The 26,158-nt window shown below is 65.3% G+C and carries 25 protein-coding genes; 12 read left to right on the top strand and 13 right to left on the bottom strand.

Annotated elements, in window-relative coordinates; all coding sequences use genetic code 11:
- Positions 1-177 precede the first annotated feature (177 nt).
- From B7Z66_03975 to B7Z66_03965, 3 genes are read left to right on the top strand one after another with little or no spacing between them, the layout of a single operon-like run.
- Positions 178-1,407 (top strand): NnrS family protein, encoded by a 1,230-nt coding sequence (locus B7Z66_03975; GenBank protein ID OYV77558.1) that lies wholly within the window; start codon positions 178-180, stop codon positions 1,405-1,407.
- Between the two features lie 36 nt (positions 1,408-1,443).
- Positions 1,444-1,917 carry a hypothetical protein gene (locus B7Z66_03970; GenBank protein OYV77557.1) on the top strand — a complete coding sequence of 158 codons (474 nt, stop codon included), beginning with the start codon at positions 1,444-1,446 and terminating at the stop codon, positions 1,915-1,917.
- Between the two features lie 22 nt (positions 1,918-1,939).
- Positions 1,940-2,326, top strand: coding sequence for a regulator SirB (locus B7Z66_03965; GenBank protein OYV77556.1), 387 nt, complete (start codon positions 1,940-1,942; stop codon positions 2,324-2,326).
- Between the two features lie 223 nt (positions 2,327-2,549).
- On the opposite strand, the gene B7Z66_03960 is transcribed toward B7Z66_03965, so the two are convergent.
- Positions 2,550-3,236: a hypothetical protein gene (locus B7Z66_03960; GenBank protein OYV77645.1), complete on the bottom strand. Its 687-nt coding sequence runs from the start codon at positions 3,234-3,236 to the stop codon at positions 2,550-2,552.
- Between the two features lie 93 nt (positions 3,237-3,329).
- On the opposite strand from B7Z66_03960, the gene B7Z66_03955 reads away from it, so the two are divergent.
- Genes B7Z66_03955 through B7Z66_03945 form a run of 3 tightly spaced genes read left to right on the top strand, consistent with a single transcriptional unit; the run spans position 3,330 to position 4,901 of the window.
- Positions 3,330-3,725, top strand: coding sequence for a hypothetical protein (locus B7Z66_03955; protein OYV77555.1), 396 nt, complete (start codon positions 3,330-3,332; stop codon positions 3,723-3,725).
- A gap of 2 nt (positions 3,726-3,727) precedes the next feature.
- Complete coding sequence (locus B7Z66_03950; protein OYV77554.1) at positions 3,728-4,174, top strand: glycine cleavage system protein H; 447 nt, start codon at positions 3,728-3,730, stop codon at positions 4,172-4,174.
- A gap of 34 nt (positions 4,175-4,208) precedes the next feature.
- Complete coding sequence (locus tag B7Z66_03945) at positions 4,209-4,901, top strand: hypothetical protein (GenBank protein OYV77553.1); 693 nt, start codon at positions 4,209-4,211, stop codon at positions 4,899-4,901.
- Between the two features lie 80 nt (positions 4,902-4,981).
- On the opposite strand, the gene B7Z66_03940 is transcribed toward B7Z66_03945, so the two are convergent.
- Genes B7Z66_03940 through B7Z66_03930 form a run of 3 tightly spaced genes read right to left on the bottom strand, consistent with a single transcriptional unit; the run spans position 4,982 to position 7,186 of the window.
- Complete coding sequence (locus B7Z66_03940; GenBank protein ID OYV77552.1) at positions 4,982-5,989, bottom strand: hypothetical protein; 1,008 nt, start codon at positions 5,987-5,989, stop codon at positions 4,982-4,984.
- A gap of 7 nt (positions 5,990-5,996) precedes the next feature.
- Positions 5,997-6,365, bottom strand: a complete 369-nt coding sequence (locus tag B7Z66_03935; GenBank protein OYV77551.1) for a hypothetical protein — start codon at positions 6,363-6,365, stop codon at positions 5,997-5,999.
- Positions 6,356-7,186, bottom strand: a complete 831-nt coding sequence (locus B7Z66_03930) for a hypothetical protein (protein OYV77550.1) — start codon at positions 7,184-7,186, stop codon at positions 6,356-6,358. Before B7Z66_03930 ends, B7Z66_03935 begins: the two co-directional genes overlap by 10 nt.
- 447 nt (positions 7,187-7,633) lie before the next feature.
- On the opposite strand from B7Z66_03930, the gene B7Z66_03925 reads away from it, so the two are divergent.
- The 5 genes from B7Z66_03925 to B7Z66_03905 all read left to right on the top strand — a co-directional run bounded on the left by B7Z66_03925 (position 7,634) and on the right by B7Z66_03905 (position 14,127).
- Entirely contained in the window at positions 7,634-8,263 is a 630-nt protein-coding gene (locus tag B7Z66_03925; GenBank protein ID OYV77549.1) for a radical SAM protein, read from the top strand.
- A 309-nt stretch (positions 8,264-8,572) separates the two neighbouring features.
- Positions 8,573-8,953 (top strand): hypothetical protein, encoded by a 381-nt coding sequence (locus B7Z66_03920; GenBank protein ID OYV77644.1) that lies wholly within the window; start codon positions 8,573-8,575, stop codon positions 8,951-8,953.
- 167 nt (positions 8,954-9,120) lie between these two features.
- A complete protein-coding gene (locus B7Z66_03915; GenBank protein OYV77548.1) occupies positions 9,121-10,668 on the top strand; it encodes a leucyl aminopeptidase in 1,548 nt (515 codons plus the stop codon).
- Between the two features lie 49 nt (positions 10,669-10,717).
- Positions 10,718-11,146: a hypothetical protein gene (locus B7Z66_03910; GenBank protein OYV77547.1), complete on the top strand. Its 429-nt coding sequence runs from the start codon at positions 10,718-10,720 to the stop codon at positions 11,144-11,146.
- Between the two features lie 80 nt (positions 11,147-11,226).
- The gene (locus tag B7Z66_03905; protein ID OYV77546.1) at positions 11,227-14,127 is read left to right on the top strand and encodes a valine--tRNA ligase; all 2,901 of its coding nucleotides are present in this window, start codon (positions 11,227-11,229) and stop codon (positions 14,125-14,127) included.
- 39 nt (positions 14,128-14,166) lie between these two features.
- On the opposite strand, the gene B7Z66_03900 is transcribed toward B7Z66_03905, so the two are convergent.
- The 5 genes from B7Z66_03900 to B7Z66_03880 all read right to left on the bottom strand — a co-directional run bounded on the left by B7Z66_03900 (position 14,167) and on the right by B7Z66_03880 (position 19,824).
- Entirely contained in the window at positions 14,167-16,272 is a 2,106-nt protein-coding gene (locus B7Z66_03900) for a glucan biosynthesis glucosyltransferase H (GenBank protein OYV77545.1), read from the bottom strand.
- Positions 16,273-16,295: 23 nt separating this feature from the next.
- Complete coding sequence (locus B7Z66_03895) at positions 16,296-16,541, bottom strand: hypothetical protein (GenBank protein ID OYV77544.1); 246 nt, start codon at positions 16,539-16,541, stop codon at positions 16,296-16,298.
- 2 nt (positions 16,542-16,543) lie between these two features.
- The gene (locus tag B7Z66_03890; GenBank protein ID OYV77543.1) at positions 16,544-18,136 is read right to left on the bottom strand and encodes a glucan biosynthesis protein G; all 1,593 of its coding nucleotides are present in this window, start codon (positions 18,134-18,136) and stop codon (positions 16,544-16,546) included.
- A gap of 104 nt (positions 18,137-18,240) precedes the next feature.
- The gene (locus B7Z66_03885) at positions 18,241-18,456 is read right to left on the bottom strand and encodes a hypothetical protein (protein ID OYV77542.1); all 216 of its coding nucleotides are present in this window, start codon (positions 18,454-18,456) and stop codon (positions 18,241-18,243) included.
- Between the two features lie 99 nt (positions 18,457-18,555).
- Positions 18,556-19,824, bottom strand: coding sequence for an MFS transporter (locus B7Z66_03880; GenBank protein OYV77541.1), 1,269 nt, complete (start codon positions 19,822-19,824; stop codon positions 18,556-18,558).
- Between the two features lie 227 nt (positions 19,825-20,051).
- On the opposite strand from B7Z66_03880, the gene B7Z66_03875 reads away from it, so the two are divergent.
- Positions 20,052-20,867: a hypothetical protein gene (locus B7Z66_03875; GenBank protein OYV77540.1), complete on the top strand. Its 816-nt coding sequence runs from the start codon at positions 20,052-20,054 to the stop codon at positions 20,865-20,867.
- 808 nt (positions 20,868-21,675) lie between these two features.
- On the opposite strand, the gene B7Z66_03870 is transcribed toward B7Z66_03875, so the two are convergent.
- From B7Z66_03870 to B7Z66_03855, 4 genes are all read right to left on the bottom strand, one after another.
- On the bottom strand, positions 21,676-22,143 hold the full coding sequence (locus tag B7Z66_03870; protein ID OYV77539.1) for a ribosomal-protein-alanine N-acetyltransferase: 468 nt from the start codon (positions 22,141-22,143) through the stop codon (positions 21,676-21,678).
- Positions 22,144-22,273: 130 nt separating this feature from the next.
- Positions 22,274-23,017, bottom strand: coding sequence for a uracil-DNA glycosylase (locus B7Z66_03865; GenBank protein OYV77643.1), 744 nt, complete (start codon positions 23,015-23,017; stop codon positions 22,274-22,276).
- A 78-nt stretch (positions 23,018-23,095) separates the two neighbouring features.
- Positions 23,096-24,646: a 2-isopropylmalate synthase gene (locus B7Z66_03860; GenBank protein OYV77538.1), complete on the bottom strand. Its 1,551-nt coding sequence runs from the start codon at positions 24,644-24,646 to the stop codon at positions 23,096-23,098.
- A 351-nt stretch (positions 24,647-24,997) separates the two neighbouring features.
- Complete coding sequence (locus tag B7Z66_03855; protein ID OYV77642.1) at positions 24,998-25,810, bottom strand: CDP-diacylglycerol--serine O-phosphatidyltransferase; 813 nt, start codon at positions 25,808-25,810, stop codon at positions 24,998-25,000.
- Positions 25,811-26,158 lie beyond the last annotated feature (348 nt).

Below are 26,158 nucleotides of genomic sequence, written 5' to 3'. Positions count from 1 at the left end.
GCCTCGGCGCCGTGGCGCGATTCGTCATGCTGGCGATCGAACACCACCCCCACCCGCCCAAGGCGTACCCGGCCGTGGGGCAAACCCCTTGACTCACATCAACGCCGCCGCGTCGTATCCTATGATGTGATGCCCCACGACGGCCGGAGAACCGCGATCCCCACCCCGGATTAAGCCATGCCGAATTCCACCTCCCGATGGGCATTCTCCGCGGCACCGCACCGCATGATGATGTTCGCGGGCGCCACCCAGATGGTGGTGGCGCTGTTGTTCTGGGGCGCCGAACTGGTGGGCCGCTACACCGCGCTGTGGCACGCCCCGCCCACCGTCATCCCCGCCACCTACGCCCATTTGTTCCTGATGGTGTACGGGCTGTTCCCGTTCTTCTTTCTCGGGTTTCTGATGACCACGTATCCGCGCTGGATGGACGGCGCGACCATCCCGCGGCGCCGCTACGTCCGCAGCTTCGCGCTGCTGGCCAGCGGCATGCTGATGGTGTACGTGGGTTTGTTCGCGTCGCGCGCGCTGCTCGCCGCGGGCGTCGGGGTCTATCTGGCGGGCTGGCTCACGGGAATCTACGCCCTGCTGCGGGTCTATCAGGCGACCCGCGCGCCCGATAAGTTCTACGAGACGCTGATCAATACCGCGCTGGCCGCCGGCGCCCTGGGCATGCTGGCCTACCTGCTGTGGGTCATCAGCGGGAACGGTGCCTACCTGACCTTCGCGCGCTACGCGGGCTTGTGGTGGTTCCTGGTTCCGGTGCTGCTGAGCGTGGCGCACCGCATGATCCCCTTTTTCAGCAATTCCGTGCTGAAACCCTATACCGTATACCAACCGCGCGGCGCCCTGCTGCTCATGCTGGGATGCTGCGTCCTGCACGGCGTCCTGGCCATGGCCGGCCAGGCCCGGTGGCTGTGGTTCGTGGATCTGCCATTGCTGCGCGTCGCCGCCTACCACACTTGGCGCTGGGGGCTGATCCGCAGTTTCCAGGTGCGGCTGCTCGCGCTCCTGCACGTGGCCTTCGCCTGGGCCTCCGTGGCCTTCGCCCTATACACGATCCAGAGCCTGACCCTGTTTCTGAGCGGGAGATCGATCCTCGGCCTCGCGCCGCTGCACGCGCTCGGCATCGGCTTCCTGACGTCCATGATCGTCGCCATGGTGTCCCGGGTGACCCTCGGCCACTCCGGCCGCGCCCTGGCGGCCGATTCGTTCACCTGGGCGTGCTTCTGGGGGGTGGGCATCACCGCGCTGCTGCGTATCGCCGCGGAGATCCCAGCGGTATCGCAGATCGGCGGCGTATCCCTCAACGTGTTCGCCGCGGCCGCCTGGCTGGCCTGCCTCGGCCCGTGGGTCGCGCGCTACGCGCCGATGTACCTGCGCCGGCGGATCGACGGCAAACCCGGCTGATCCGCGGTCGCGGGCAACCGAACGAGGAGGCGGGAGATGGGATCGTTCATCCTGGCGCGCGTGATCCACGTACTGGGCGTGGTGTTCTGGATCGGCGGCGTGGCCATGGTTACAACCGTGTTGCTACCGGCGGTGCGCCGGTTCAAGGACCCGGAGGAGCGGGTTGCGTTCTTCGAGCGGGTCGAGGCGCGTTTCGCACGCCAGGCGCGATGGACTACGCTGATCACCGGCGCAAGCGGCCTGTATATGTTGAACTACCTGCACGGCTGGGCGTGGATCCACCAATGGTCACACTGGTGGGTCGGTGCCATGATCCTGGTCTGGGCGATCTTCACACTGATGCTGTTCGTGCTCGAGCCGCTGGTGTTGCACCGGTTGTTCCGCGCGCGCGCGGCACGCGATCCGGGCGGGACATTCGCTTTCATCCAGCGCATGCACTGGGTGTTGCTGCTCGTGAGCCTGATCGCCGTGGCGGGTGCGGTCGCCGGCAGCCACGGCTGGACGTTCTGAGGCCCGACCGGAAGCGCCCGCGATGCTGCAGCTGATCAAGACCATACACGTGAGCACCGTGATCCTGAGTTATGCCCTGTTCTTCACGCGCGGCGTGTGGATGATCCGGCGATCCGCGCAGTTGCAACGACGCTGGGTGCGGATCGTCCCGCACGTGATCGACACGCTGCTGCTCGCGAGCGGCGTCACGCTTGCGGTGCTCATCCACCAATACCCGCTGGTCGACGGATGGCTGACCGCGAAACTTGCCGGGTTGATCGTCTACATCGGCCTGGGGCTGGTCGCGTTGCGTCTCGGGCGCCGACGCGGCACGCGTATCGGCGCCTGGATCGCGGCCCAGGGGGTGTTCTTCTATATCGTGGCGGTGGCGGTGAGCCGCAATCCGCTGCCCTTCTCCACCCTGCCCTGATCGTGATCCGGTCTGCCAGAGCCTGGCAGCGGAAACGGCATCGGTCCGATCTCCCACGCGTTTCGCCATGCGTCGATGACGCTGGAACCGGTCTCGAAATCGCCGATCGGGCGTTCACGCACGGTGCGGTCCCTGCGGGGCGCGCCGTCGACACCCGGCAAAGGGCCCCGCAGCCGGATTCGCCACCCGGCATGGGCGGCCAGGATGCATCATGAGATGGGTTTCAGTCCAGATAGCCCTGGAGCCGTTCGAGGTCGTGGATCTGAATCATCCTGCCCTGCACGGTGATGACGCCGTCCGCGCTCAGGTTGTGGAGGATGCGGGACAGGGTCTCGGGCTGCACCGAGAGACGGGAGGCGATCACGTTCTTGGCCGCGGGTAGTTCCAGGCGCCCGTCCGCGGACCCGTGCTCGGCCATCTGGCGCACCAGGAAACCCACCAGACGCAGGGTGGCATTCTGCAGGGTAAGGCCGTTGATCTCGTTGATGTGCGCATGCAAACGCATGCTCATATCGGCCATCAGCCGGAAGCAGGTGTCCGACGACTGCCGCAGCAGCGCCAGGAAGGCACGGTTTTCAAACGACCAGAGCTCTGTGGGGGACAGGGCCTGGGCGCTGACCGGGTAGACCTGACGCTCCATGAACACCACGGCCTCGGCGAACGTCTGCCCCGGCTGGATGATCTCGATCACCTTCTCCGCACCGCCGGTGGACAGGCGGTAGAGCTTGATCTGGCCGCTGCGCACCAGGAAGAACCGCTCCGCGGCCTGACCGTGGTCGAACAGCCGTTCCGACTCGGCGAGACGCAGCACGCGCAATCCGCGTTTCACCTGGTCGAGCTGGACGTCATCGAGGCCCGCGAACAGATAGACGCGGCGCAACTCCAGATCCTGACTCTGGTTCTCGACCATGACTGCGCCTATCATACGGCAACCGGGCGCGCGGACCATCCGCCTTGATCCGGGTCATGTGCCCTGGCGACGGCCTCGATTAGACTGGGTCCAATGCATAAGCGCAACCGTTTCTTCATCACCCTGTCGCTGATCTACGGGCTGATCGGCGGACTCATCGGCATCGCCTGGCTGGTGGATCCGGGCCTGATTCCCGGCAACGTGGCGCTGCTGCACGGGCACCTGATGCTGCTGGGGTTCATCGCCATGATGATCTATGGCGTGGGACTGCACGTGCTGCCGCGCTTCGCCGGCCGTCCGTTGTTCTCCGAACGACTCGCCGACTGGCAACTCTATCTGGCCAACCTCGGCTTGTGGCTCATGGCGGCCGGGTGGCTGGTGATGCGCACTGCCCTGCTGGTGGCGGGTGGGGCGTTGTCGTGGCTGGCGATCGGGCTGTTTACCGTGAACATCCTCGCCACCGTGCGCCATTACGGACCAGGAGGCTGACCATGGCCGAGTACCGGGGTTGCGAGTTGCCGGAAGATCTCTACTACGATCTGGACTATGTGTGGGTGCGCCCGGAACCCGACGGGGTCTATACCCTGGGCATCACCGACCCGGCACAGACCATGGCCGGCCGCGTGCAGTACATCTTCTTCAAGAAAGTGGGCACGCGCCGCAAGGCGGGCAAGTCGGTGGCCCGCCTCGAATCGGGCAAGTGGGCGGGCGGCATCCCCACGCCCTTCGACGGCACCGTGGTGCGCATCAACCCGGAGGTGGAAAAAAACCCGGGCTTCGTGAATGTGGCGCCCTACACGGATGCCTGGCTGGTGGTGGTCCAACCCGACGATCCGGCCACCGCCATGGAACGGCTGACCCACGGAGACCAGGCTCAGGAGGCCCTGCGGGCGTGGATCGAACGCTACGAGGTGCAATGCATGCGTTGCGCCGATTGAGCGGCGAACGAACCATGGCGCCGGAGGCCCGGGAATGAAGGTACAACTGCTGGTCTCGGAATGGTGCACCTCCTGCCATCTCGCGGAGAAGGTGTGGCGCGAAGTGTCCGAGGAGCGCGACATCGAGTTCGAGGTGCTGGACATGGGCCAGCCCGAGGCCCGCGAACTGGTCAGCCACCTGCGCCTGAAGAGCGTACCCTCGACGCTGATCGACGGCGTCCTCAAGGCGGTCGGGGTCCAGACCAAGACCCAGGCCCTGGAACTGGTGGGCACCGCACCCCCCAAGGCCGCGAGCCACAAACATCATGTGGGGCTGGGCATGGCGCGCAGCAGCCGGATCGCGGTGCTCTCCTCGGTGATCTACCTGTTCCTGGCCGGCGGTTCTCTGGTGATGAACGGCGGCCTGTTCGCCAGCGGGCCGGCGCGGGTAGCCCCCTTGCATTTGTTCACGCTGGGTTTCCTGGTGTTCATGGTCTACGGACTGGGCGAACACATGCTACCGCGTTTCACCGGCAATGCCATCTGGGTGGGGACCACGGCCTGGGCTCAGATCACCCTCGCCCACCTGGGCGTCCTGGGCCTGGTCCTGGGATTCTGGCTCCGGCTCTCACCGCTGACCGTGGCCGGTGCGGCCTGCGCCTGGAGCGCCCTGCTGCTGTTCACCGTGCGCCTCTGGCCGGTACTCTGGCCCCGCGGCGGCCCGGCGGCGACCCAGGAGACCTTCTGACGCCCGTTCCGCACCCGCGATCACCGCCCGTGTCAAAGTCCCATTGGCTAAACCGCCTCCCGGCCTGAGACGACGCTTCTTCACGTCGCCCACCGCCGAACGGCGTCCACGGCCGGTACATCAAGCTTCGTGGGCGCTGGGACCCGGCCCAGCATTTGCATGCCGGCCGGATGATCCGAAGGCGGCATGGTGTGGTGCAGCGACGCCGCAGCAAGCAGCACACCCAGTGCCAGCACCGCCTCCAAGAGAACCGCGCGCGCCGCATGTGCCGTCCAAACGACTCCGGCTGGGCCGCCAGCGGTACGGCGTAACGTCGGGCGCTTGACGTAGCGGTTATGGGCACCGATTGCCACCATGGCCGCTACGAGCGATATCTTCACCAGCAATATTTGCCCGTACGACGTCCTCCACAGCGCCGCGACACCGCCAAGTCCACGCCATGCGCTGTAGAATCCGCTTGCCACGACCATTGCCAACGCGGCACCCGCCAGCGTCGAGAGGCGTTCGAAGAGGCCCACCGCGAGCTGCGCCGGCGCCACGCAAACGCGCCGCAGCGTCGGAAATACCACGGTCGAGAAAATGAACAGCGGCCCCACCCATGCACCTGCGGCAAGCAGATGCGCCGTGTCCACCCATACCGCCGGGGCGAATGGGCCCGCGTCCCCCGCGTGCCCGGACGCGGCGCGGGTATAGGCAATGACCATGGAAGCGGCGAGCAACCCAAGCGCGCCCGCTACCGCAGCGCGCCCGTTATACACGTATGAGATACCAGCCAACCACGCCGCACCGATGGCGATTATCCGCACCTGCCACAGCAGCCCGAAATGCGTGTGCGCGACGACCAGCGGCAGGAAATGTCCCACGCCGCTCCACCCTGCCCCGCTCATCTCCAGGGTGCGCGTCACCGCCAAAACCACACTGCTTACCGTAAGCAATGCCAGCGCCGACGCGAACCCACGCCGCAGGCCGCGCGCGAACACCTCATGATCCGCGCGCGGCACGACCCACAGCACACACAAAGCCGCGCCAACCGCCATACACAGCGCGATCACGTCGAACCACGTGGCAGCAACGAAGATGGATTCCATCGCGCGGTTATCGGACCACGAAGCGGAAGCGTCCCTCGGTATGGTGGCCGTCGGTGGCCACCACGCTCCAGGAAACGATGTAGGTGCCAGAGGCCAGCGGCGCGAGCTGCGCGGTCAGCTCGCGCGGGTGTCCGGCGGGTACCCGCGCGGGGCCTGTACTCACCTGCCGCTCGTGCGCGTCGGTGACCGTCAGCCGCGAGAACAGCGGCTCGAGTTCCGCATCGAACCAGATCGTGACCGCCGCGGGTGCGTGCGTCAGGCTGGCCCCGACCTGCGGACTCGATCGCACCGGGAACGCATGCGCCCAGGCGCTACCCGTAATCAGCACGCAGCCGAGCACCGACCAACGCCATCGGTAAGGGATTTTCAGTTCCACAGCGCGCGCCCCAGACTGTGCGGCAGCAGGTCGTCAAGATAGAGATTCACACCAAACACAAAGCCCACGCCGGAACCCGAGTCCGCGCTGACCGGAATCTGCGCCTCCAAGCCAATCTGGTAGTAATGTCCGAGCCAGATCACACCCGGGTTCATGTACCCCGTGGTCCGGCCCGAGACGGTCTGCATCGGAAACTCCACGACCGGAACCATATTTGCGAACGGGGCTTTCAGCCCCACGTACTTTACGAAATCCTGAAGATACGGCAGGCTGTATTGGAGGGAGAACGCCCAGTTCAATACGTTCGGCTGCGCGCTCGCGCCCGCACCAGCGATCGGGAAGTCCACAGAAACCGCGCCGGTCACGGCCAGGGGGCGCAAGTAACGCAGCCCCCATGGAAGATCGCCCATGCCCTTGCCGAACGCAAATTCCGGGGAGATCGTCGAGTAGCCCTCAGCAATCGACGCGCTGCCGGTCCCGCCCACACTCGCGCCAAGGCCAACCAAGCCGATCGCCTCGTGCGGACCGTTGACGAAGAGTTGATACTGCGCAGCGAGCGCGAGGTTGTCCCAACCGCGCACCGCTGGTCCGGCGTCGGGGGTCTGCCATTGGTAGTCACCGCCCACCGAAAGGCCGAACCGGCGCGTTAAGGTCTTGGAGTAGTCGACCGAAAGGTCCTTCTGCACAGCGCCTGGGGCACGCACCCGTCCGAAGCCCACGGCGGCCTCATTGGCCACGCCCGGGTCGTCAAAACTCAACGTCGCCGGGAACACCCGCATGCCCGCGATCGCATGCGCGGACCCGACGGCCGGAACAAACATGGCCACCCACCATGCGAACGCGCACGCGGCACGGGGAGGGCGCACAAAGATCGATCGCAAACGCATCGGGGGGCTAGTCTATCGGCGCCGACCCACGGGCGCAAATGCGCCATATTGCCGCATCCCGCGCGGTCGTAGCGTAAGGCTCCACACCGCTCAAGGTATGGGCCACGAGCGCGCATAACTGCGCGCCAAGACGATGGAACCAATCCTCACTGTCGCGGAATAACCCGTACCCGAAATCGGTGCTTTCCGCGCGCGCTATTGTCGACCACAACGGAGCCCAGCGCCGGAGACTGCGATCGCGCTTGATCCCCGTCAAGAAACTCGAAGGCCTGCCGGGGGTAGACTCGAAATCATTGCCGCCACCACACCAATGGCGTTTTGGATCGCCCGCGCAGGGGGATCCCACGGCGGGGGCAGCGCCGCGCCCCAGGGGAAAGTCCCATGAGCCATCCTTTTCAACCGTCCAAGGATACGGGTTTGGTCTACGCCTACGGCCTGCACGGCAACGCCTACCTGAATGTCACCAACCGCTGCACCCTGCGCTGCCGGTTCTGTCCGAAGTTCAACGGCTCCTGGTCGGTACAGGACTACCCGCTACGCATCGTCCGTGAACCCTTACCGCACGACCTCCTGGAGGCGCTTGGTGATCCAGGGGAATTTCAAGAAGTGGTATTCTGTGGGCTGGGCGAACCCACCTTGCGGTTGAACACCCTGATCGAGACCGCGCGCGTGCTGCACGAGCAAGGAGCACGGGTACGGGTCAACACGGACGGGCTCGCGAACCTGGTGCACGGCCGGAATGTAACCCCGGAGCTGGGAGGCTTGGTGGATGCCCTGTCGATCTCCCTGAACGCCCAGGACGAGGATACCTACAACCAGTATTGCCGGCCGAAGCGCGCGCGCGCATACCGGGCGATGCTGGATTTCGTGGCGCGGGCCCGCGACCAAGTCCCGCAGGTGACGGTCACGGCGATCGACGGACTGGCCGGTGTGGACATCGAGGCCTGCGCGCGCATCGCCGACCGCCTGGGGGTGACCTTCCGGCGGCGGATCCTGAATCAGGTGGGCTGATCGCCCGTTGCCCGATCGGGTCCATCCCAACCGCGCCGTGGAGCGCGGACACCGCAATGGGAACCGGCCCACGGGGCAGGCTGAACCACTCCCGCCACGCTGCGATCACGCAGCAGCTGGCACCGGACATGGCGCGCACCCATGCCGCGGCCGCGACAACCCGTGTCCATCCGGAACACAAGCCGACCCCCGCATCGCGGCCCCTTTGCCAAGGGCTCCCGGTCCATGCCAACATAACGGTTCGTGAACGAGACCGCCGCCGACCACCCCGCCCTGCCCGCTCCCGGCCTGTTGCGCCGGTTCGGCGCCATGCTCTACGACAGCCTGCTGCTGGTAGCCGTGCTGATCGTATCGACGGCCCTGGTCCGATGGCGGGCCGGCGACGCCATCGATCCGGGACACGGCGCGTCCCACATTGCTTTCCAACTCTATCTGCTATTGGTGATCTACGGGTTCTTCGGTTGGTTCTGGACCCACGGTGGGCAGACCCTGGGCATGCGTGCGTGGCGCATCCAGGTACGCCGGACCGATGGAGGGTCCGTGACCTGGGGGCGGGCCGCGCTGCGGTTTCTGGGTGCCCTATTCTCCGCCTTGGCCCTCGGCGCCGGCTTCCTGTGGGTCCTGGTGGACCCGAAACAGCGTGCCTGGCACGACCGGATTTCCGGCACCGTTCTGGTCCAGATTTCATAAGCCAGAGCCCACTCCGCGAGCCGGTATTAGCCCCGTAAACTGTGTCTTCCCGTGTAAATTCGTTCTTTTTCCAGTAAACTGTCCAAAATTTAAATTCTGCCGCGGGACACCCGTGGTTTGCGGTGTGCGGTTTCCCGGCCCCGGGTGGAGCAGAAAAGGAGCCCACGATGGATTTCACGGTCAAGAGCGGCAACCCCGAGAAACAACGCAGCGCCTGCGTGGTGGTGGGGGTATTCGAGCGCCGCCGCCTGTCGCCAGCTGCGGAGCAGCTCGACCAGGCCGCCAATGGCTATATCTCGACGCTGCTGCGGCGCGGCGACCTGGACGGCAAGGCCGGGCAGACCCTACTCCTGCACACCCTCCCCAACACCCTGTGCGACCGGGTACTGCTGGTGGGATGCGGGCGCGAGCGGGAGCTTGACGACCGCCAATACCGCAAGGTGGTCACCCGGGCCGTGGCCACTCTTAACGAGACGGGCGCCATGGAGGCGGTCTGCTATCTCACCGAACTCAACGTCCGCGGTCGCGAACGCGACACCTACTGGAAGGTGCGTCAGGCAGTGGAAACCGGCGCAGCCGTGCTCTACCGTTTCGACCGGCTCAAGACCCGGCGCGACACGGAACGCCGCCCCCTGCGCAAACTGGTGCTCAACGTCCCCAGCCGGAGGGATTTACCCCTCGGGGAACAGGCGGTGCGCGAGGGCATGTCCATTGCCTCTGGTGTGCACCTCGCCCGGGACCTGGGCAACCTCCCGCCCAACATCTGCACACCGGACTATCTCGCGAACGAGGCCCGCACGCTCGCCAAGACTTACAAGACAGTGAAGGTGGAGGTCTTGGAGCAGGCCGACATGGAGAAACTCGGCATGGGCGCCCTGCTCTCCGTGGCGCGTGGCAGCCGCCAACCGCCCAAGCTGATCATCATCCACTACGACGGTGGCGCCAAGGCCGGCGACTCCAAGCCGGTAGCGCTGGTAGGCAAGGGCATCACCTTCGACTCCGGCGGCATCTCGATCAAACCGGCGAGCGCCATGGATGAGATGAAGTTCGACATGTGTGGCGCGGCCAGTGTGCTGGGAACGCTGACGGCCTGCGCCGAGCTTCAGCTTCCCATCCGCGTGGTGGGCGTGGTCGCCGCCAGCGAGAACCTCCCGGACGGAAACGCGAGCAAACCCGGGGATATCGTCACCAGCCTGTCGGGCCAAACCATCGAAATCCTCAACACCGATGCCGAGGGACGCCTGGTACTGTGCGACGCACTCACGTACTGCGAACGCTTCGAGCCCGCGGTGGTCATCGATATGGCCACCCTCACCGGCGCGTGTGTGGTGGCCCTCGGCAAACACGCCTCCGGCCTGCTCAGCACCCACGCCCCTCTCGCGCATGATCTGTTGAACGCCGGAAAATACAGCGGTGACCGGGCGTGGGAGCTGCCGCTGTGGGATGATTACCAGGATCAGCTGAAGAGCAATTTCGCCGACATGGCCAACATCGGCGGGCGGGATGCCGGCACCATCACTGCCGCGTGTTTTTTGTCCCGCTACACCCGCAAGTATCACTGGGCCCATCTGGACATCGCCGGCACCGCATGGAAGACCGGCGAACAGAAGGGTGCCACGGGGCGGCCGGTTCCGCTGCTGGTCCAGTACCTGCTGGATCGCTGCGCGGAGCCCGCGGCGCCGCCCCGCAAGACGAGCGCTGGCCGGAAACGATGAACCGGCTGTCGCGACACGTCGCCCGGCCCCCAACCCCGCCGGGGCCGCGATGACCCAGGTGGACTTCTACATCCTCAAGAACGCCGCTGCGGGGACCCGCAATGTGGTGGCGTGCCGGCTCGCGGACAAGGCTTACCAAAGCGGCCACCGCGTCTATCTCCACACCGCCTGCGAGGGGGACTCCGGTGAACTGGATGACCTCCTGTGGACCTTCCAGGCGGGGAGTTTCGTGCCTCACGCACGGTACCCCGCGGAACAAACCCCGGCGCCGCCGGTGCTCATCGGGCACCTCGATGAGCCGGAAGTGGAACCGGACGTCCTTATCAACCTGAGCGGTGTGCTGCCGCGGTTCTTCGCGCGATTCACCCGGGTACTGGAGGTCGTAGCGCCGGACGACGCGGATAGGGAACGGGCGCGGGAACGCTTCCGGTTCTATCGGGAACGGGGGTATCCGCTCGCCTCCCACGACCTCGGTTGAACGAAACCGGAAACAGCTCCGGGAAATCCCGGGACGCGCCGGACCATGGGCCTGCACACCCGACGCATCATCGAGACGGTATGGAAAAGACCTACAACCCCCACGCGATCGAAGAATACTGGTACCGCACCTGGGAGGACCGCGGCTATTTTGCGCCCTCCGGGTCGGGTGCGCCCTACTGCATCGTGCTGCCCCCACCCAACGTCACCGGCAGCCTGCACATGGGACACGCCTTTCAGGACACGATCATGGACGCCCTGATCCGCTATCACCGGATGCGCGGCGCGAACACCTTGTGGCAGGGCGGCACCGACCATGCGGGCATCGCCACCCAGATGGTGGTCGAGCGCCAGCTCCTGGCGCAGGGACACAGTCGCCACGATCTCGGACGCGACGCCTTCGTGCAGCGGGTCTGGGAGTGGAAGGAGACCTCCGGCGGCACGATCAGCCGCCAGTTGCGGCGCATGGGCGCCTCCCTGGACTGGTCCCGGGAACGATTCACCATGGACGAAGGGCCCGCCCGGGCCGTGGAAGAGGTCTTTATCCGTTTATATCGCGAGGGGCTGATCTACCGCGGCCAACGGCTGGTGAACTGGGATCCGGTATTGCACACCGCGGTCTCAGACCTGGAAGTGGCCTCGGAAGAGGAATCCGGACACCTCTGGCATATGCGCTATCCGCTGGCCGACGGATCCGGCCATCTGGTGGTGGCCACCACCCGCCCCGAGACCCTGCTCGGGGACAGCGCGGTGGCGGTACACCCGGAGGATCCGCGCTACCAGCATTGGATCGGCCGATCGGTCCGGCTACCGCTTGCGGAACGAGAGATTCCGGTGATCGCCGACACGTATGTGGATCCGGCATTTGGAACCGGTTGCGTCAAGATCACGCCGGCCCACGATTTCAACGACTATGCGGTTTGGCAACGCCACGAGGCCGAGCTCGCCGGTCAGCCGTCGCGCGGCCTGATCAACATTTTCAAGCCCGATGCCCGAATCAAGGACAGCCCGCTGGATGATTTTTCGTTCGGTCGCCGGGCGCCGCACGCCGACCGCGAATCACTGGCGGACTCGGAGGCTGCGAGCCCACCGGTGGTCGATCTCATACCGGCAGCCTATCGCGGCTTGGACCGCTACGACGCACGCAAATGTATCGTCGCGGACCTCGACGCGGCGGGGCTGCTGGAAAAAGTCGAGGACCATAAGCTCATGGTCCCGCGTGGCGATCGTTCCGGCGCGGTGCTGGAACCGCTGCTCACCGACCAGTGGTTCGTGCAGGTCGCGCCGCTGGCCGCGGAGGCGATCCGTGCCGTGGAGGACGGGCGCATCCGCTTCGTTCCCGAGAACTGGGCCAAGACCTATTTCGAGTGGATGCGCAACATCCAGGATTGGTGCATCAGCCGCCAGATCTGGTGGGGACATCGCATCCCGGCGTGGTACGACGCCGAGGGCCGGGTCTACGTGGGCCACGACGAGACGCAGGTCCGCGCGCAGCACGGGCTCGAGCCCGACGCGCCGCTGACCCGCGACGAGGACGTGCTGGATACCTGGTTCTCCTCGGCCCTGTGGCCGTTCTCAACGCTCGGCTGGCCCGATCGCACCCCGGAACTCGCCGCCTTCTACCCGACCAGCGTATTGGTCACCGGCTTCGACATCATCTTCTTCTGGGTGGCGCGCATGATCATGATGGGCCTGAAATTCATGGGCGACGTGCCGTTCCGCGAGGTCTACATCCACGGTCTGGTGCGCGATGCCCACGGCCAAAAGATGTCCAAGTCCAAGGGCAACGTGCTGGATCCCATCGACCTGATCGACGGGATCGACCTGGGGTCCCTGGTGACCAAACGCACCTCCGGGCTCATGCAACCCCAGATGGCCCGCAAGATCGAACAGGCCACCCGCCGCGAGTTTCCGGACGGGATCCCCGCCTTCGGCACCGACGCCCTGCGCTACACCTTCGCCGCCCTGGCCACCACCGGCCGCGACATCAACTTCGATCTGGGGCGCGTGGAAGGCTACCGGAATTTCTGCAACAAGCTCTGGAACGCGGCGCGCTACGTGCTGATGAACACCGAGGGCCAGGACTGTGGACAACACGGCGGTGCGGTGACGCTGAGCATCGCGGACCGCTGGATTCTGAGCCGTCTGCAGGATACCGCGCGGCAGGTAACCCTGGCACTCGATGCCTACCGCCTGGACCACATGGCCCAGGCGATCTATGAGTTCGTCTGGAACGAATACTGCGACTGGTATCTGGAATTCTCCAAACCGGCGTTGCAGGACAGCATGGGAGACGCCGCCGCGCAACGGGGTACGCGGCGCACCCTGGTACAGGTGCTGGAGGCGGTGCTGCGCCTCGCCCACCCCATCATGCCCTTCATCACGGAGGAGATCTGGCAGCGGGTCGCCCCACTCGCAGGCCGCAGCGGTGAGACGATATCGCGCCAACCCTATCCGCAGGCCGATCCGGATCAGACGGATGCGGACGCATCCCAGGAAACGGCTTGGATAATGGCGCTCGTGCTGGGGGTGCGGCGCATCCGCGGCGAGATGAACATCGCTCCGGGGAAGCCGTTGCCGGCGCTGCTCCAGGACGGCGACGCCACGGACCGACGCCGGATGCAGGACCACTGGCCCTACCTGGAGCCCCTCGCGCGGCTCGCCTCGGTACGTTGGCTCGCACCCGGAGAGGCGGCTCCGGAAGCGGCTGTGGCGTTAGTGGGGGAGCTCAGGGTACTGATCCCCATGGCGGGACTGATCGACCGGGACGCGGAGTTGACGCGTCTGGACAAGGAGACCAGCCGTTTGCGCAAGGATCTGGAACGCGGCGAGCGGAAACTGGAGAACGCGGACTTCCTCCAACGGGCCCCCGCCGCAGTGGTGGAAAAGGAACGCGTCCGAGTGGCGGAACTGCGTTCGGCCCTGATGCGCCTGGACGACCAAACCGCGCGTATCCGTGCCATGGAAGGGCCCGGCGGCTGACATCCAAAGGCACCGAACCCACAGCCACCGGCGGCGGGATCATCCCACCCGTGTAGTGCACCGATCCAGCAACCGCCCCCAATAGGACTGCGGCGCGGCACACCAAACCGCCTGATGCAACCACGTGAGCGATGGCCCGTCCTGAGCAAGCCGGTCGCGCTCCTGCCGGGTCAGTACCCGTGGACCCGCGTTCAGGCAACAGGCCCGCAGCCGGGCCAAGTCGGGGTCGGGGTCGGGGTCGGAGCCGCGGCGGCCACGGGCCAAAGCGGCATGGATGGCGTTCAGATCCGGGTCGATCACTGCTTCCTCGAAGGGGCGCAGCCCGGGCGCCCGGATCGGCAACAGCGGGGGCCCATCGAGCTCCGCCAGCGGATCCGGCGCGACAGTTTCCTGCGCTACGGTCAGCAGGTGCCTACGCCGTAGCCAGTCCCCCAGGGCACCGCGGCTGAGCAACACCGAGGTGGGCGCCGCCAACACCAATGGCAAGGCCACCGGCAGCGACCAGAAAAAATACAGGGGCTTCAGCCAGTACGCAAACGTTGCCCAAGCCGCCGCCACCACTGTGCCGGGGGCATGACTGATCAGCGCCGCGGCCCAGCGCGTCTCCGCGCTGCGGTTCTGCCCCGCCCAACGCGTGGATACGTTGGACAGGGCCTCCAGAACAAAGCGCGTATGCGCCAGCATGCGGATCGGCGCCAATAGCGTGGAGATCAACATCTCGAGCAACACCCCGAGGTGCAACCGGCCGAGTCCCCCGAAGCCGCGATACCGGCCGGCCAGGATGGCATCGGCAACCGCCAACACCTTGGGGAAGAACAGCAGGAACGCGGTACTGCCCGCAAGCCGGATGGCCCATTCCGGGTGCCACTGCGGCCACAGGGGAAACAGTGCATGGGCGGAGGGAAAGTAATTGATGGGCCATAACGTGAGGCGCGTAGTCTCCACCGCCGCAAGCACCAGAAAGGCCAGCCACAACGGCGAGGCCAGATAGGAGAGGATACCGTTCACGAAGGTCATGCGGTGCGCAAAACGGATGTCGCGCCCACACACTAGCAGCCACAGATGTTGCAGGTTTCCCTTGGCCCAGCGCCGGTCGCGCACCAGATCGTCTCCCAGGCTCGGAGGTGATTCCTCATAGCTGCCTTCGAGTCCGGGCTCCAACCAGACCTCGTAGCCGGCGCGACGCATATACGCCGCCTCGACAAAGTCGTGACTCAGGATCGGGCCCCCGAACAGGCCCGCGGCCGGCAGCCGGCGCAGTCCGCAGTAGCGCATGAAAGGTTGCACGCGGACGATGGCATTGTGTCCCCAGTAGGCGGCCTCACCCAGTTGTATGGCCGCCAACCCCACGGTGAACAAGGGGCCGTAGAGGGCGTTGGAAAACTGCTGGACGCGTGCGAACACCGAGCGGGCGTTCACGATCTCCGGACCGGTCTGCAGGATTCCCACCTGCGGCTCCAGCTCCATGAGTTGCACCATCCGCACCAGCGTGTCGCCGCGCACCAGGCTGTCGGCGTCCAGCACCACCATATACTCGTAGTGCCGTCCCCAACGACGCAGGAAGTCGTCGATGTTGCCGGTCTTGTGCCGGGTGTTGACACGGCGGCGGCGATAGTGGATACGCCCAAAGGCATTCAACTCCCGGCACAGCCGGTACCAGGCCGCCTGCTCCGCCAGCCAGACATCCGGATCGCGGCTATCCGACAGGATAAAGAACTCGAAGGACTCGAGTTTCCCGGTCCGGGCCAGTGACTGGTACACTGCGCGCAACCCACCCAGGCTGCGCTCCACGGGCTCATGGTAGATCGGCATGACGATGGCGCAGCGTGCGAGGGGGGCCGCGTCCAATTCGGGTGCCGTGTGCCGCCGTAGCAGCGAGTATCGGTCACCACCCATGCGCCGCACCACGAACCCGAACACCGCGGTCCAGAATCCCGCGGAGATCCAGCCGAACAAGATCCCGAACAGGACCGCAAGGGCCTTTTCCACTGGGCCGTCGCCGTGATACGGCAGGACCGTCAGCATAAAATAACTACCGATTACCATCTGCACCAATACCAGCGTGGTCAACAGCGTGCGCCGGAACCAAGCGGCGCGGGACCAAGCCAGGGGCGCCACGGGGCGCCGGGTGGGACACTCCCGCATGCTCTCCACGATCGAAATCGGCCTCAACCGTAACCGATGCTGCCGCGCCGGACCGGGGGCAGCGGCGGCGGGGCCTGCACGACGGGCAGGGCGAAACGACGCGGCAGGTCGTCCATCACCCGTCGAAGCAGGTCCGTTTCCCCCTGAGACAGCGCCGACTCGACCACCTGCAGGGCTGAACGAACTGCTTCCGGCGTCAGCACGAGTCCACACCAACGCAGGTAAGCGAGCACCCGCCCAAGGGCGAATTCCCCAAGCGTCCGATCCATGGTCAACCGCCTCCCGGTACGATGTCGTTGTGCACTGGCAGGTGGTAGGTCCAGGTCTCGGTCAGGGTTTTCTTGTCCTCCTGGAGGAATGCCCGCAATGAAAGCGGCTGGCCGGGCGCCGGCTTGGCCAGAATGGATAGTCGCCAACGGCGTGTGGGCCGCACGTACTCGACGTAGTGCTCCATCAGTTTGCCCCCGTCGAGCGCGGTGACTTGGCCCACCACCGGTGCGGTGGGTGCCAAGGTCGCCAGCGGGCCGCCGGCGAAATCCACGATCACCCGATAAGCGCCATGCGTGCTTCCACCGCCGATGATGTTGCCGTTGCCCACAAAAGTGGCGGCTGCGTAACCCATGGGTTCCTTGGCCACGCCGTCATCACCGAAGCTCAGGTCGTACGACAAGGTCATCGGCTTCCCGACGTCCGCCTTCTCCGACGGGCTCCAGAATGCCACCATGTTGTCGTTGGTCTCGGCGCTGGCGGGCAGCTCCAGCAGTATGACCTGCCCCTTGCCCCAATCGCCCTGCGGCGCCACCCACGCGCTCGGGCGTTCATCATAACGGGCCCCGGGATCCTGGTAGTCGGAGAAGCCCGTTTCACGCTGCAACAACCCAAAGCCACGCACGTTCTCCGTGTTGAAATAGTACATCTGGAGCTGCTTCGGGTTGAGGAGCGGGCGCCACAACCACTCTCCCGTTCCACCGTTGTGGATCAGCAAGCCGTCAGAGTCGTGGACCTGGGGACGCCATTCGCCGGGGGGGCGCGCGGTGTTTGCGCCATAGAAGAACATGCTGGTCAGCGGCGCGATCCCCGGGAGCTGGATCGGCGCGCGCGGGAACAGAACCACCTTTACCTGCAGCATAGTGGGGCTGCCAGGATACACAGTAAACCGGTAGGCTCCGGTCAGGCTCTTGCCATTCAGCAGTGCGTAAAAAGTCATGGCGTGGGCGTCGGCGCTGGGTCGTACCAGCCAGTATTCAATGAACGACGGGAACTCCTCTCCCGAGGGCAGGCCGGTATCCACCGCCACCCCACGCGCGGACAACCCAAAGGCGTTGCCCTTGCCGACCCCCCGGAAATAGCTGGCCCCCGCGAACACCAGGAACTGGTTCTGGACCTTCGGTCCGTTCAATGGATAGGTCAGCTTGAAACCGGCGTACCCGAGATCGGCCGGGATCCGCTTTTCGAGTTCCTGGCTGGAAAAGTCGAAGTCGTCCTTCTGAAACGGGATTCGATGGACGCCGGTCCCATCGACCACGTTGATGCGCACTACGTTCGTATAGTACAGCCCGGGTGGCACCAACATTACCTGGAAACGCGCGTGGGCCGTCCGCCACAGGCTTCGGTCGGGATTGAAGCGGATTCCCTGATATTCGTCGAAACTCAACTCTCTAAGAAATTTTGGGATCGGCGTAGGGGCTTGGTAGGACCGCGCGGCCAATGCCTTGGCCTTGGCAACGACATCCCGAAGGTCAAAGGCGTGTGCCGGGACACACGGCCCGACCAGTATGACCAGCAACGCGATCGCTCGGATTGCACCATCCCGCAGTGGCTTAAACCGCGGCGTACGGCGAACGCGCCGCGCAAAAAAAATCATGGAAGATTCGCTCACAGCTTACTCCGCAATGATCAGATCCCGTCGTTCCACTGGCTACGCGCACGCGCTCCACGGCCGGACACCGGGTGATCCGGCCTCGACCGTCAGGTGCCCGCGAACCTAAGCACCAGCTCCACCACGCCGAAGATGGTCAATACGAACAGTGCGACCACGATCAGGCCGATGATGATGTACTGGGATGGGGTGCCACTATTGAAATCGCGTTTCCGGTTGCGCTCGCTCTGTACGCCGAACATCGCCGCGAGCACGCTCTGGAGGACCTGAAGGAGGCTGACCCTCTCGGGCCTTGGATTCGACATCGTCGGACCTCGTCGGCTTGGGGCGTAGTAGCCCTATAGAACGGGGTGCATTCTACCCCAACGGGCCGCGGCCGGCCCAGTCGCGGCGCCGGCCAGCGCTCAAAGCCGCGCCGCCTCCAGTCTCCCCGCCTCCTCGTCCACAAACCAGAGGGCCAACCCGCCCGCCAGGAAGAGCGAGACCAGCGACAGGATCGAGAGCCGTGGACTGCCGGTGGCCCACCCCACCCAACCCATGAGCAGGGGGCCCAGCACCGCGGCAAATTTGCCCAGCATATTGTAGAACCCAAAGAACTCCGCGGCCTTGTCGGGCGGGATGAGGCGCGCATAGAGGGAGCGGCTGAGCGACTGGATCCCCCCCTGGACCAAGCCTATCGCCACCGCAATTCCATAGAAATCCGTGGTATCCCGCATCCTTGCTGCCCAGACCAGGACCAACATATAGACGCCGATGGCGACGAAGATGGAGGCGCGTGGCCCCCAACGCTGGCCCAGGCGCCCGAAAACAATGGCCGCGGGGAAACCCACGAACTGGGTGACCAACAGGGCCAGGAGCAGGTCCCCGGCGTGGAAACCGAGCTCCAGACCGTAGTTCACGGCCATCCGCACTACCGTATCCACCCCGTCGATATACAGCCAGTAGGCCACCAGGAACTGGCCCACGAAGCGCAGGCGCCGCACGTGCCGGAGCGTCTCCGCCAGCTGTTTCAACCCGCGACGCACGGAGTGGCCGGCACCACGCATCGGTCGCGTCCGATGCTCACGGACATTGCGCAGCAGGGGCACCGAGAATACCGCCCACCACACGGCAACCAGGGGAAAGGCGATCCGTACCGCCTGTGCGGCGTCCGTCAGCCCAAACCAAGCGGGGCGCTGAACCATCACGACATTGAGCGCGAGCAGCAGCCCTCCTCCCAGATACCCCAATGCGTACCCGAGGGCGGAAACCCGGTGGTAGTGATCCGGCGTGGCAACCTCCACCAGCAGGGCATCGTAGAAGACATTGGCACCGGAATAACCGATCACCGCCAGCGCGTACACCACTGCCGCCAGCACCCATGCTCCGTGCGCCACGAGATAGAGCCCGGCGCTCATGACGATACCCAGCGTCGCAAAGAACGCCAGGAAGCGCTTGCGCGCGCCTCCGGCGTCGGCAATCGCGCCCAGTACCGGGGCCAGCAGCAGGATCACCACACTGGCGCCAGCATTCGCGACCCCGAGTCGGAACGTGCCCACCGTGGCGCTGGCGCCGGCACTCCAGTATTCCTTGAAGAATACCGGGAAAAACCCGGCCATCACCGTGGTCGCGAATACCGAATTGGCCCAGTCGTAGAGGGCCCAGGACAGGACGGTCCGGTCGGCGATTCTCATGTCGGGCCCGTGGGCCTCCGATCGACACACCGAGCCCGGTGGCGTGCTGCCGATATCATGCGCCTACTGCGAGCGGCGCACCGACGATCAGGCGAGATCGCCGCTCGTGTCCGACCCCTTTTAGCGTATGATCTGGAGACGGACCTCGGGTACACTGTCCCGGAATCCTGCCGACCCCGGATTCGCGCCCGCCATGTCCGTGCTCCGTTGCCACCGGCCCCGCAGCCATGCATAAGACCCTGATCCCCGCCTTCGTCCTGTTGGGCGCCTTCATCCTCGGCCTCGCGCTGCGCACCATCCATCAAATCCGAACCCGGGTGCCCAGCGACCACGGGAAATGGGGCATGCTCGAGGGAACGGTCGTGCTCTTCATCGTAGGCTACATCCTCTATGCCTACGCGTATACGTTCGGCGTCTACCGCGCCAACGAGTTTCTTACCACCGTCATCTTCGTGGCCGGCGCGTTCTTCGTCCTGGTGATCAGCCGGATCAGCCATCAGACCATCCAGTCGTTGCAGCAACTCGCCACCCTCCAACGGGAGGCAATCACCGACCCCCTGATGGACATCTACAATCGGCGCTATCTGGACCGGAAACTCGAAGAGGAGGTGACCCGCGCCAACCGGTATGGGACCGCACTGTCCGTGTTGTTACTGGATATCGACCACTTCAAGCGGGTCAACGATACCCTGGGTCACGATGCCGGCGACCGCGTGCTGCGCGGGCTGGGCGAACTCCTGAAACGCTCAGTGCGGCGCTCGGATGTGCTGGGTCGATTCGGCGGGGAGGAATTGCTGTTGATCCTGCCTCAGACCGGCGCCGCCAAGGCCCTGCAGCTGGCGGAGAAACTGCGCTGGGAAATCGAGCAAGCAGACCTGTTGCCGGCGGAGGAGAGCCCCGACCGGGCGCCGGCGCGCTGTACCGTCAGCATCGGCGTCGCCGCGTTCGGGGCCCGCGCCGCCACCCCGGAACACCTGCTGCAACGCGTAGATATGGCCCTCTATCGCGCCAAGGCGGAGGGGCGCAACCGGGTGTGTGACTGAATCCCGATGCCCTAGGGGACAATGCGAAGCAGCTTGCGCGCGAACGTAGTGACGGCAGGTCCAGGCATGCGACCACTCCGGGGAGCGGTGGGTCACGCGAAAACCCTGTGGAAGCCCCGCGGTAAAACCAGTGCACGTCCTTGTGACTCACCGCCCGCCTAGCGCCTTCAAGTGGGTCCGCGACAGGTTCTACCTGTTCTTCTGAATTTTCTTATTATCGGCCATTGTTATCGTTGTCCGCCAGCGGCTTTTAAGTTCTTAGTCGATCTGCCGGCGTGTGACCGCTCCATTGTGCGTTATGGTGAAATGCGGAACTCCAATCATTTTTATTGGCAGGTCTACACGTTTCCCCGAACCCCTGGGGCGCCGCGCGCCTGACTTGCTATGCTCCTCCTGTTCCGCTCGACATTACCCCTTACAACATCCGTACCAACTAAAATTTTTATTCGCATATTCAGGCATCTAAATCCAATATGTCGCGCAAGAAACCGATTTCGCCCGGTAACGTGTAAAATTTCCCGACGGCTTGGTCCGTCCAAGATGCGCCACATCAGGAAAAGTTATTCACACATACAACAATTTAGCGGGTAGCCTACGAGCGGAATCTGCTGTAAGACATTTTGACGGCGCGGGAAACTACGTTTCCGTATTCTGTCGCGACGCCAATTTCTTTGCATGTTTTACAATAGGTTGCGAGGAATGCTATTTGTAAAGTTTTCCGACGTGGCAAGCCCGGCCAGGGCGGCACACGTAGGAATGGCAATTACAGAATGGAGGGGCAAACTCGTATCAATGGTGGTTTTAGGGCCTAGCGCAACCGGTATGCGAGTATCAGCGCGTCTTCGCGGCCCCGGGCGGCCGGATAGTAGGCGCGCCGCAACCCCACTTGGTTGAACCCCAGTCCCGTGTACAGGACCAGCGCCGCGTGGTTGGTGGGACGCACCTCCAGCAGGGCGGTGTCGGCGTGGTGACGCCGGGCCAGATCCAGAAGGTGGGACAGCATGCGCCGACCGATGCCACGTTGGCGGGATTCCGGACGGACGCAGAGGTTGAGCACATGGGCCTCGCCGTAGCCCACGGACATGACACCGTAGGCCAGCACTTCCCCTGCCTCCTCATAGAGCCAACAGCAGTACCCCACCCGCAGGCAATCGCGAAAGATCCCCTCGCTCCAGGGGAAGTCGTAGGCGCCCGACTCGATATCCATCACCGCCGCAAGATCGTTCTCGCGCATGGGGCGGAATCGGGCGAGGTTGTCGTTGAGTATGGCGCTCATGACCCAGTTCCAATATCAGCCACCGATGCGGAGGACGCCAAACGGGATGGCGCCTAGCGCCGGGGGCGTTGGGACCACCGCTCGAGACGCGCAAACATTATACCATCCAGGAACGCGGCCACGCCGTGCCTCAGACCCGCACCGGGTCCCCGCGCGCGCACACGTTCCGGGCGTACAACAGGTCCACCCACGCCTTGCGCTTCTCCCCGGGGGAACGTAACAGGTATGCGGGATGGTAGGTCACCACCACCGGGATGTCGGTGACCCCGTAGCGGTGGGTCTGGCCGCGCAACCGCGCCAGGCTGGTGGTAGTCCCAAGCAGATGATGAGCGGCGATGCGCCCCAGCGCCAGGATGACCCTGGGACGAACCAGTTCCACCTGGCGCCGCAGATAGGGTTCGCAACAGGCGGCCTCCTCCGGGCGTGGATCCCGATTCTCGGGGGGGCGGCACTTCAGGATGTTGGCGATATAAACTTGGCGGCGCTCCAGGCCTATGGCGGCCAGCATCGCGTTCAGCAGCTTCCCGGCGCGCCCGACGAAGGGCTCCCCCTGGCGATCCTCCTCCGCCCCGGGCGCCTCACCCACCACCATCCAGGTGGCCTCCCGGTCCCCTACACCGAAAACCGTACGGCTACGGGTCTGGTGCAGACCGCAGAGGGTACACGCCGCCACCCGGGCCTCCAGGGCGTCCCAGCCCAACCCCCCTGGACCGGTCTCGATACCGGCCGGGAAGGTCCCCTGCCGCGACGCCGGGCCCTCCGAAGGCGATGGCGGCGCCACGCCGGATCCTGTTTCTCCGGCGTTCCCCTGCCGTGGCACCCAGCACGGAATTCCGAGGGCATCCAGATACCGGGCGCGCCGCTCCGGGGTCATGCGGACGGACCCCCGGAGCGGGTCGGCCGCGGGGGTACGGATACGCCCGCGGCCCAAACCACCCGCCGTGGCACGCCCTCACACATCGGCCACCTGCGGATGGGTCCGGGCCTGGGGTCGGATCACCTTGTTCAGGGCGTTCAGGTACGCCTTCGCGGATGCGATCACGATATCCGTGTCCGCCCCCTGCCCATTGACCACCCGTCCCCCCATGCCGAGGCGCACCGTGACCTCCCCCTGGGAATCGGTCCCGGTGGTGATGTTGTTGACCGAGTACAGCAGCAACTCGGTACCGCTGTGGACGATCTCCTCAATCGCCTTGAAGGCCGCGTCCACCGGGCCACCACCACTGGCCTGCCCCTGCCGCTCCGCGCCGTCCACCAACAGCGTCACCTGGGCATTGGGCGTCTCGCCGGTCTCACTGCAGACCCGCAGATAGGCGAGTCGGACGTGCTCGTTCTCGGCCTCCAGGCTCGCCTCGGTCACCAGGGCCTGCAGATCGTCGTCGTAGATCTCGTGCTTCTTGTCGGCAAGCTCCTTGAACCTGACGAACGCCTGATTGAGCGTCTCTTCCGACGCGAAGTCGATGCCCAGTTCCTTCAGGCGGGTGCGGAAGGCATTGCGCCCCGAATGCTTGCCCAGCACGATCCGGTTCATGCTCCAGCCCACGTCCTGGGCGCGCATGATCTCGTAGGTCTCGCGGCTCTTGAGCACCCCGTCCTGGTGGATGCCGGACTCGTGCGCAAAGGCGTTGGCCCCGACGATCGCCTTGTTGGGCTGGATCGGGAACCCGGTGATCCCTGACACCAGCCGTGAGGTCGGCACGATCTGGGTGGTCTCCAGATCCACGTCGCAGGGGAAGATGTCCTGGCGCGTGCGCACCGACATCACGATCTCTTCCAGCGCGGCGTTTCCGGCGCGCTCGCCCAAACCGTTGATGGTGCATTCCACCTGCCGGGCGCCATTGAGCACCGCGGACAGGGAATTGGCCACCGCAAGGCCGAGATCATTGTGGCAATGCACGGAAAACACCGCCTGGCCGGCGTTCGGGACCCGCTCGATGAGGGTGCGGATCAACGCCCCGAACTGCTCAGGCACGTTGTAACCCACGGTATCGGGTATATTCACGGTGCCCGCACCGGCGCCGATCACCGCCTCCAGGATCCGGCACAGGAAATCGATGTCCGAACGCCCGGCGTCCTCCGGCGAAAACTCCACGTCGTCGGTATAACGCCGCGCACGCTTGACCGCGGCGACCGCCTGCTCCAGGACCTGATCCGGCTCCATCCGCAACTTCATCTTCATGTGGATCGGGGAGGTGGCGATGAAGGTATGGATGCGCGCGCGCGCCGCGTCCTTGAGCGCCTCCCCCGCGCGGTCGATGTCCCGGTCCACCGCGCGCGCGAGCCCGCACACGGTGCTGTCCTTCACCGCGCGGGCCACCGCCTCCACGGACTCGAAATCACCCTGGCTGGCGACCGGAAAACCGGCCTCGATGACGTCCACCCGCATGCGCTCCAGCGCCTTGGCGATGCGGACCTTCTCCTCGCGCGTCATGGAGGCCCCGGGACTCTGCTCCCCGTCCCGAAGCGTGGTATCAAATATGATGAGTTTGTCTCGGTTGCCCATCGTGGAACTCCCAATGCGTGCCCATGAGTCTACCCGCGACCTCCGGGAACAGAAACCCGGTCTCCGGCCGCGGCCGGAACAGTCCTGATTCGATGGAGTGGCGAATCCTTCGCCGGGAATGGGGAGTATGCTGCCTTACGGCAGCAGTCGCAGGGACAGCAGGAGCACCCGCCCCGCGGACACGCACGACAAAGCCGGACCGCGCCGGGCGGCGTGGACCTGGGCAGAGCGTTGTGGAAACCGGTATCGGTACATGGGCCGTGTCTGACAAAACCAAAGTGGATACGCCCCGAATATAACCGCTTTCGCGGCCCTTGCCAAGTCCACGCACGCGGGATCGCGCGCGGCGGCTCAGTCCCGTGGGCCGGACTCGCGCCCGGATCCCCCTCCGGTTCCGCCGCCCGCCCGGCGCTGGGCCCGATGGCGGCGTAGTTGGTAGAGCGTATGCAGGGGACCGGAAGCTGCGTATACGAGGACCGAGAAGAACAGGACCTTCGGTGGATCGATGGACGCGAGCACGAAGGCCATCACCACCAGCAGGATCGCGACGAAAGGGACACGGCGGACAAAGTCCACTTCCTTGAAGCTGTAGTAGCGGATGTTGCTGACCATCAGCATGCCGGTCCCCACCGTGAGGATAAAGGCGGGGAGAATCAGATCCGATCCCCGCAATCCGATCTCGTCGCCGACCCATACGAGCCCCACTACCACCGCCGCGGCCGCAGGACTCGGCAGGCCCTGGAAATAACGCTTGTCCAGGGTCCCAACCTGGGTGTTGAACCGCGCCAGACGCAGCGCAGCGCCGGCGGTGTAGATAAACGCCGCCAGCCACCCGAGCTTGGCCCACAACCAGCCATGAGTGGCGAGACTGGACAGCGACCACTCGTACATCACCAGCGCCGGCGCGAGTCCGAAGGAGACCATGTCCGACAGACTGTCGTATTCGACACCGAACGCAGTCTGCGTATTGGTAAGCCGCGCCACCCGGCCATCCAGGCTATCCAGGATCATCGCCACATACACGGCCACCGCGGCGGCCGCATAGCGCCCGCCGATAGCCGCGACGATGGCATAGAACCCGGCGAACAGGCCGGCCGTGGTAAACAGGTTGGGCAGCAGGTATATGCCCCTGCGTCGCTTGACCTCGGTGGGTTCGGGCTCCATCACGTTCCCCTGGGCGATTGCCCGGTATGGGTCCATGGTACCAGTGGCACGCCCCCGGACCAGCCGGCGCGCCGCGACCACCGAGCGGGGGACGGGCGCGCAGTCACTTGTGGACGAGGGTCGCGAGGATGCTGGTGCCCGATGTCACTTGGGCCCCGGCCTGGACGGCAACCCGAGCACTGACAGCGATAAACAGGTCCACCCGGGAACCGAAAGAGATGTGGCCGCAACGTTGGCCGTGCCCAATCTGCTCGCCGTACTGGACATAACAGCGTGGTCGCCCCCAGCTCGGGCCGCCCACCCCAACGCGAAGAAATGCTGCGCCAAGCCGGCGGCACCAAAGATATA

Source organism: Chromatiales bacterium 21-64-14 (assembly GCA_002255365.1).
In the GTDB taxonomy this organism is placed as follows: Bacteria; Pseudomonadota; Gammaproteobacteria; order 21-64-14; family 21-64-14; genus 21-64-14.
The sequence above is the reverse complement of the archived record's forward strand: the minus strand, read 5'-3'. Positions and strand labels throughout refer to the sequence as shown.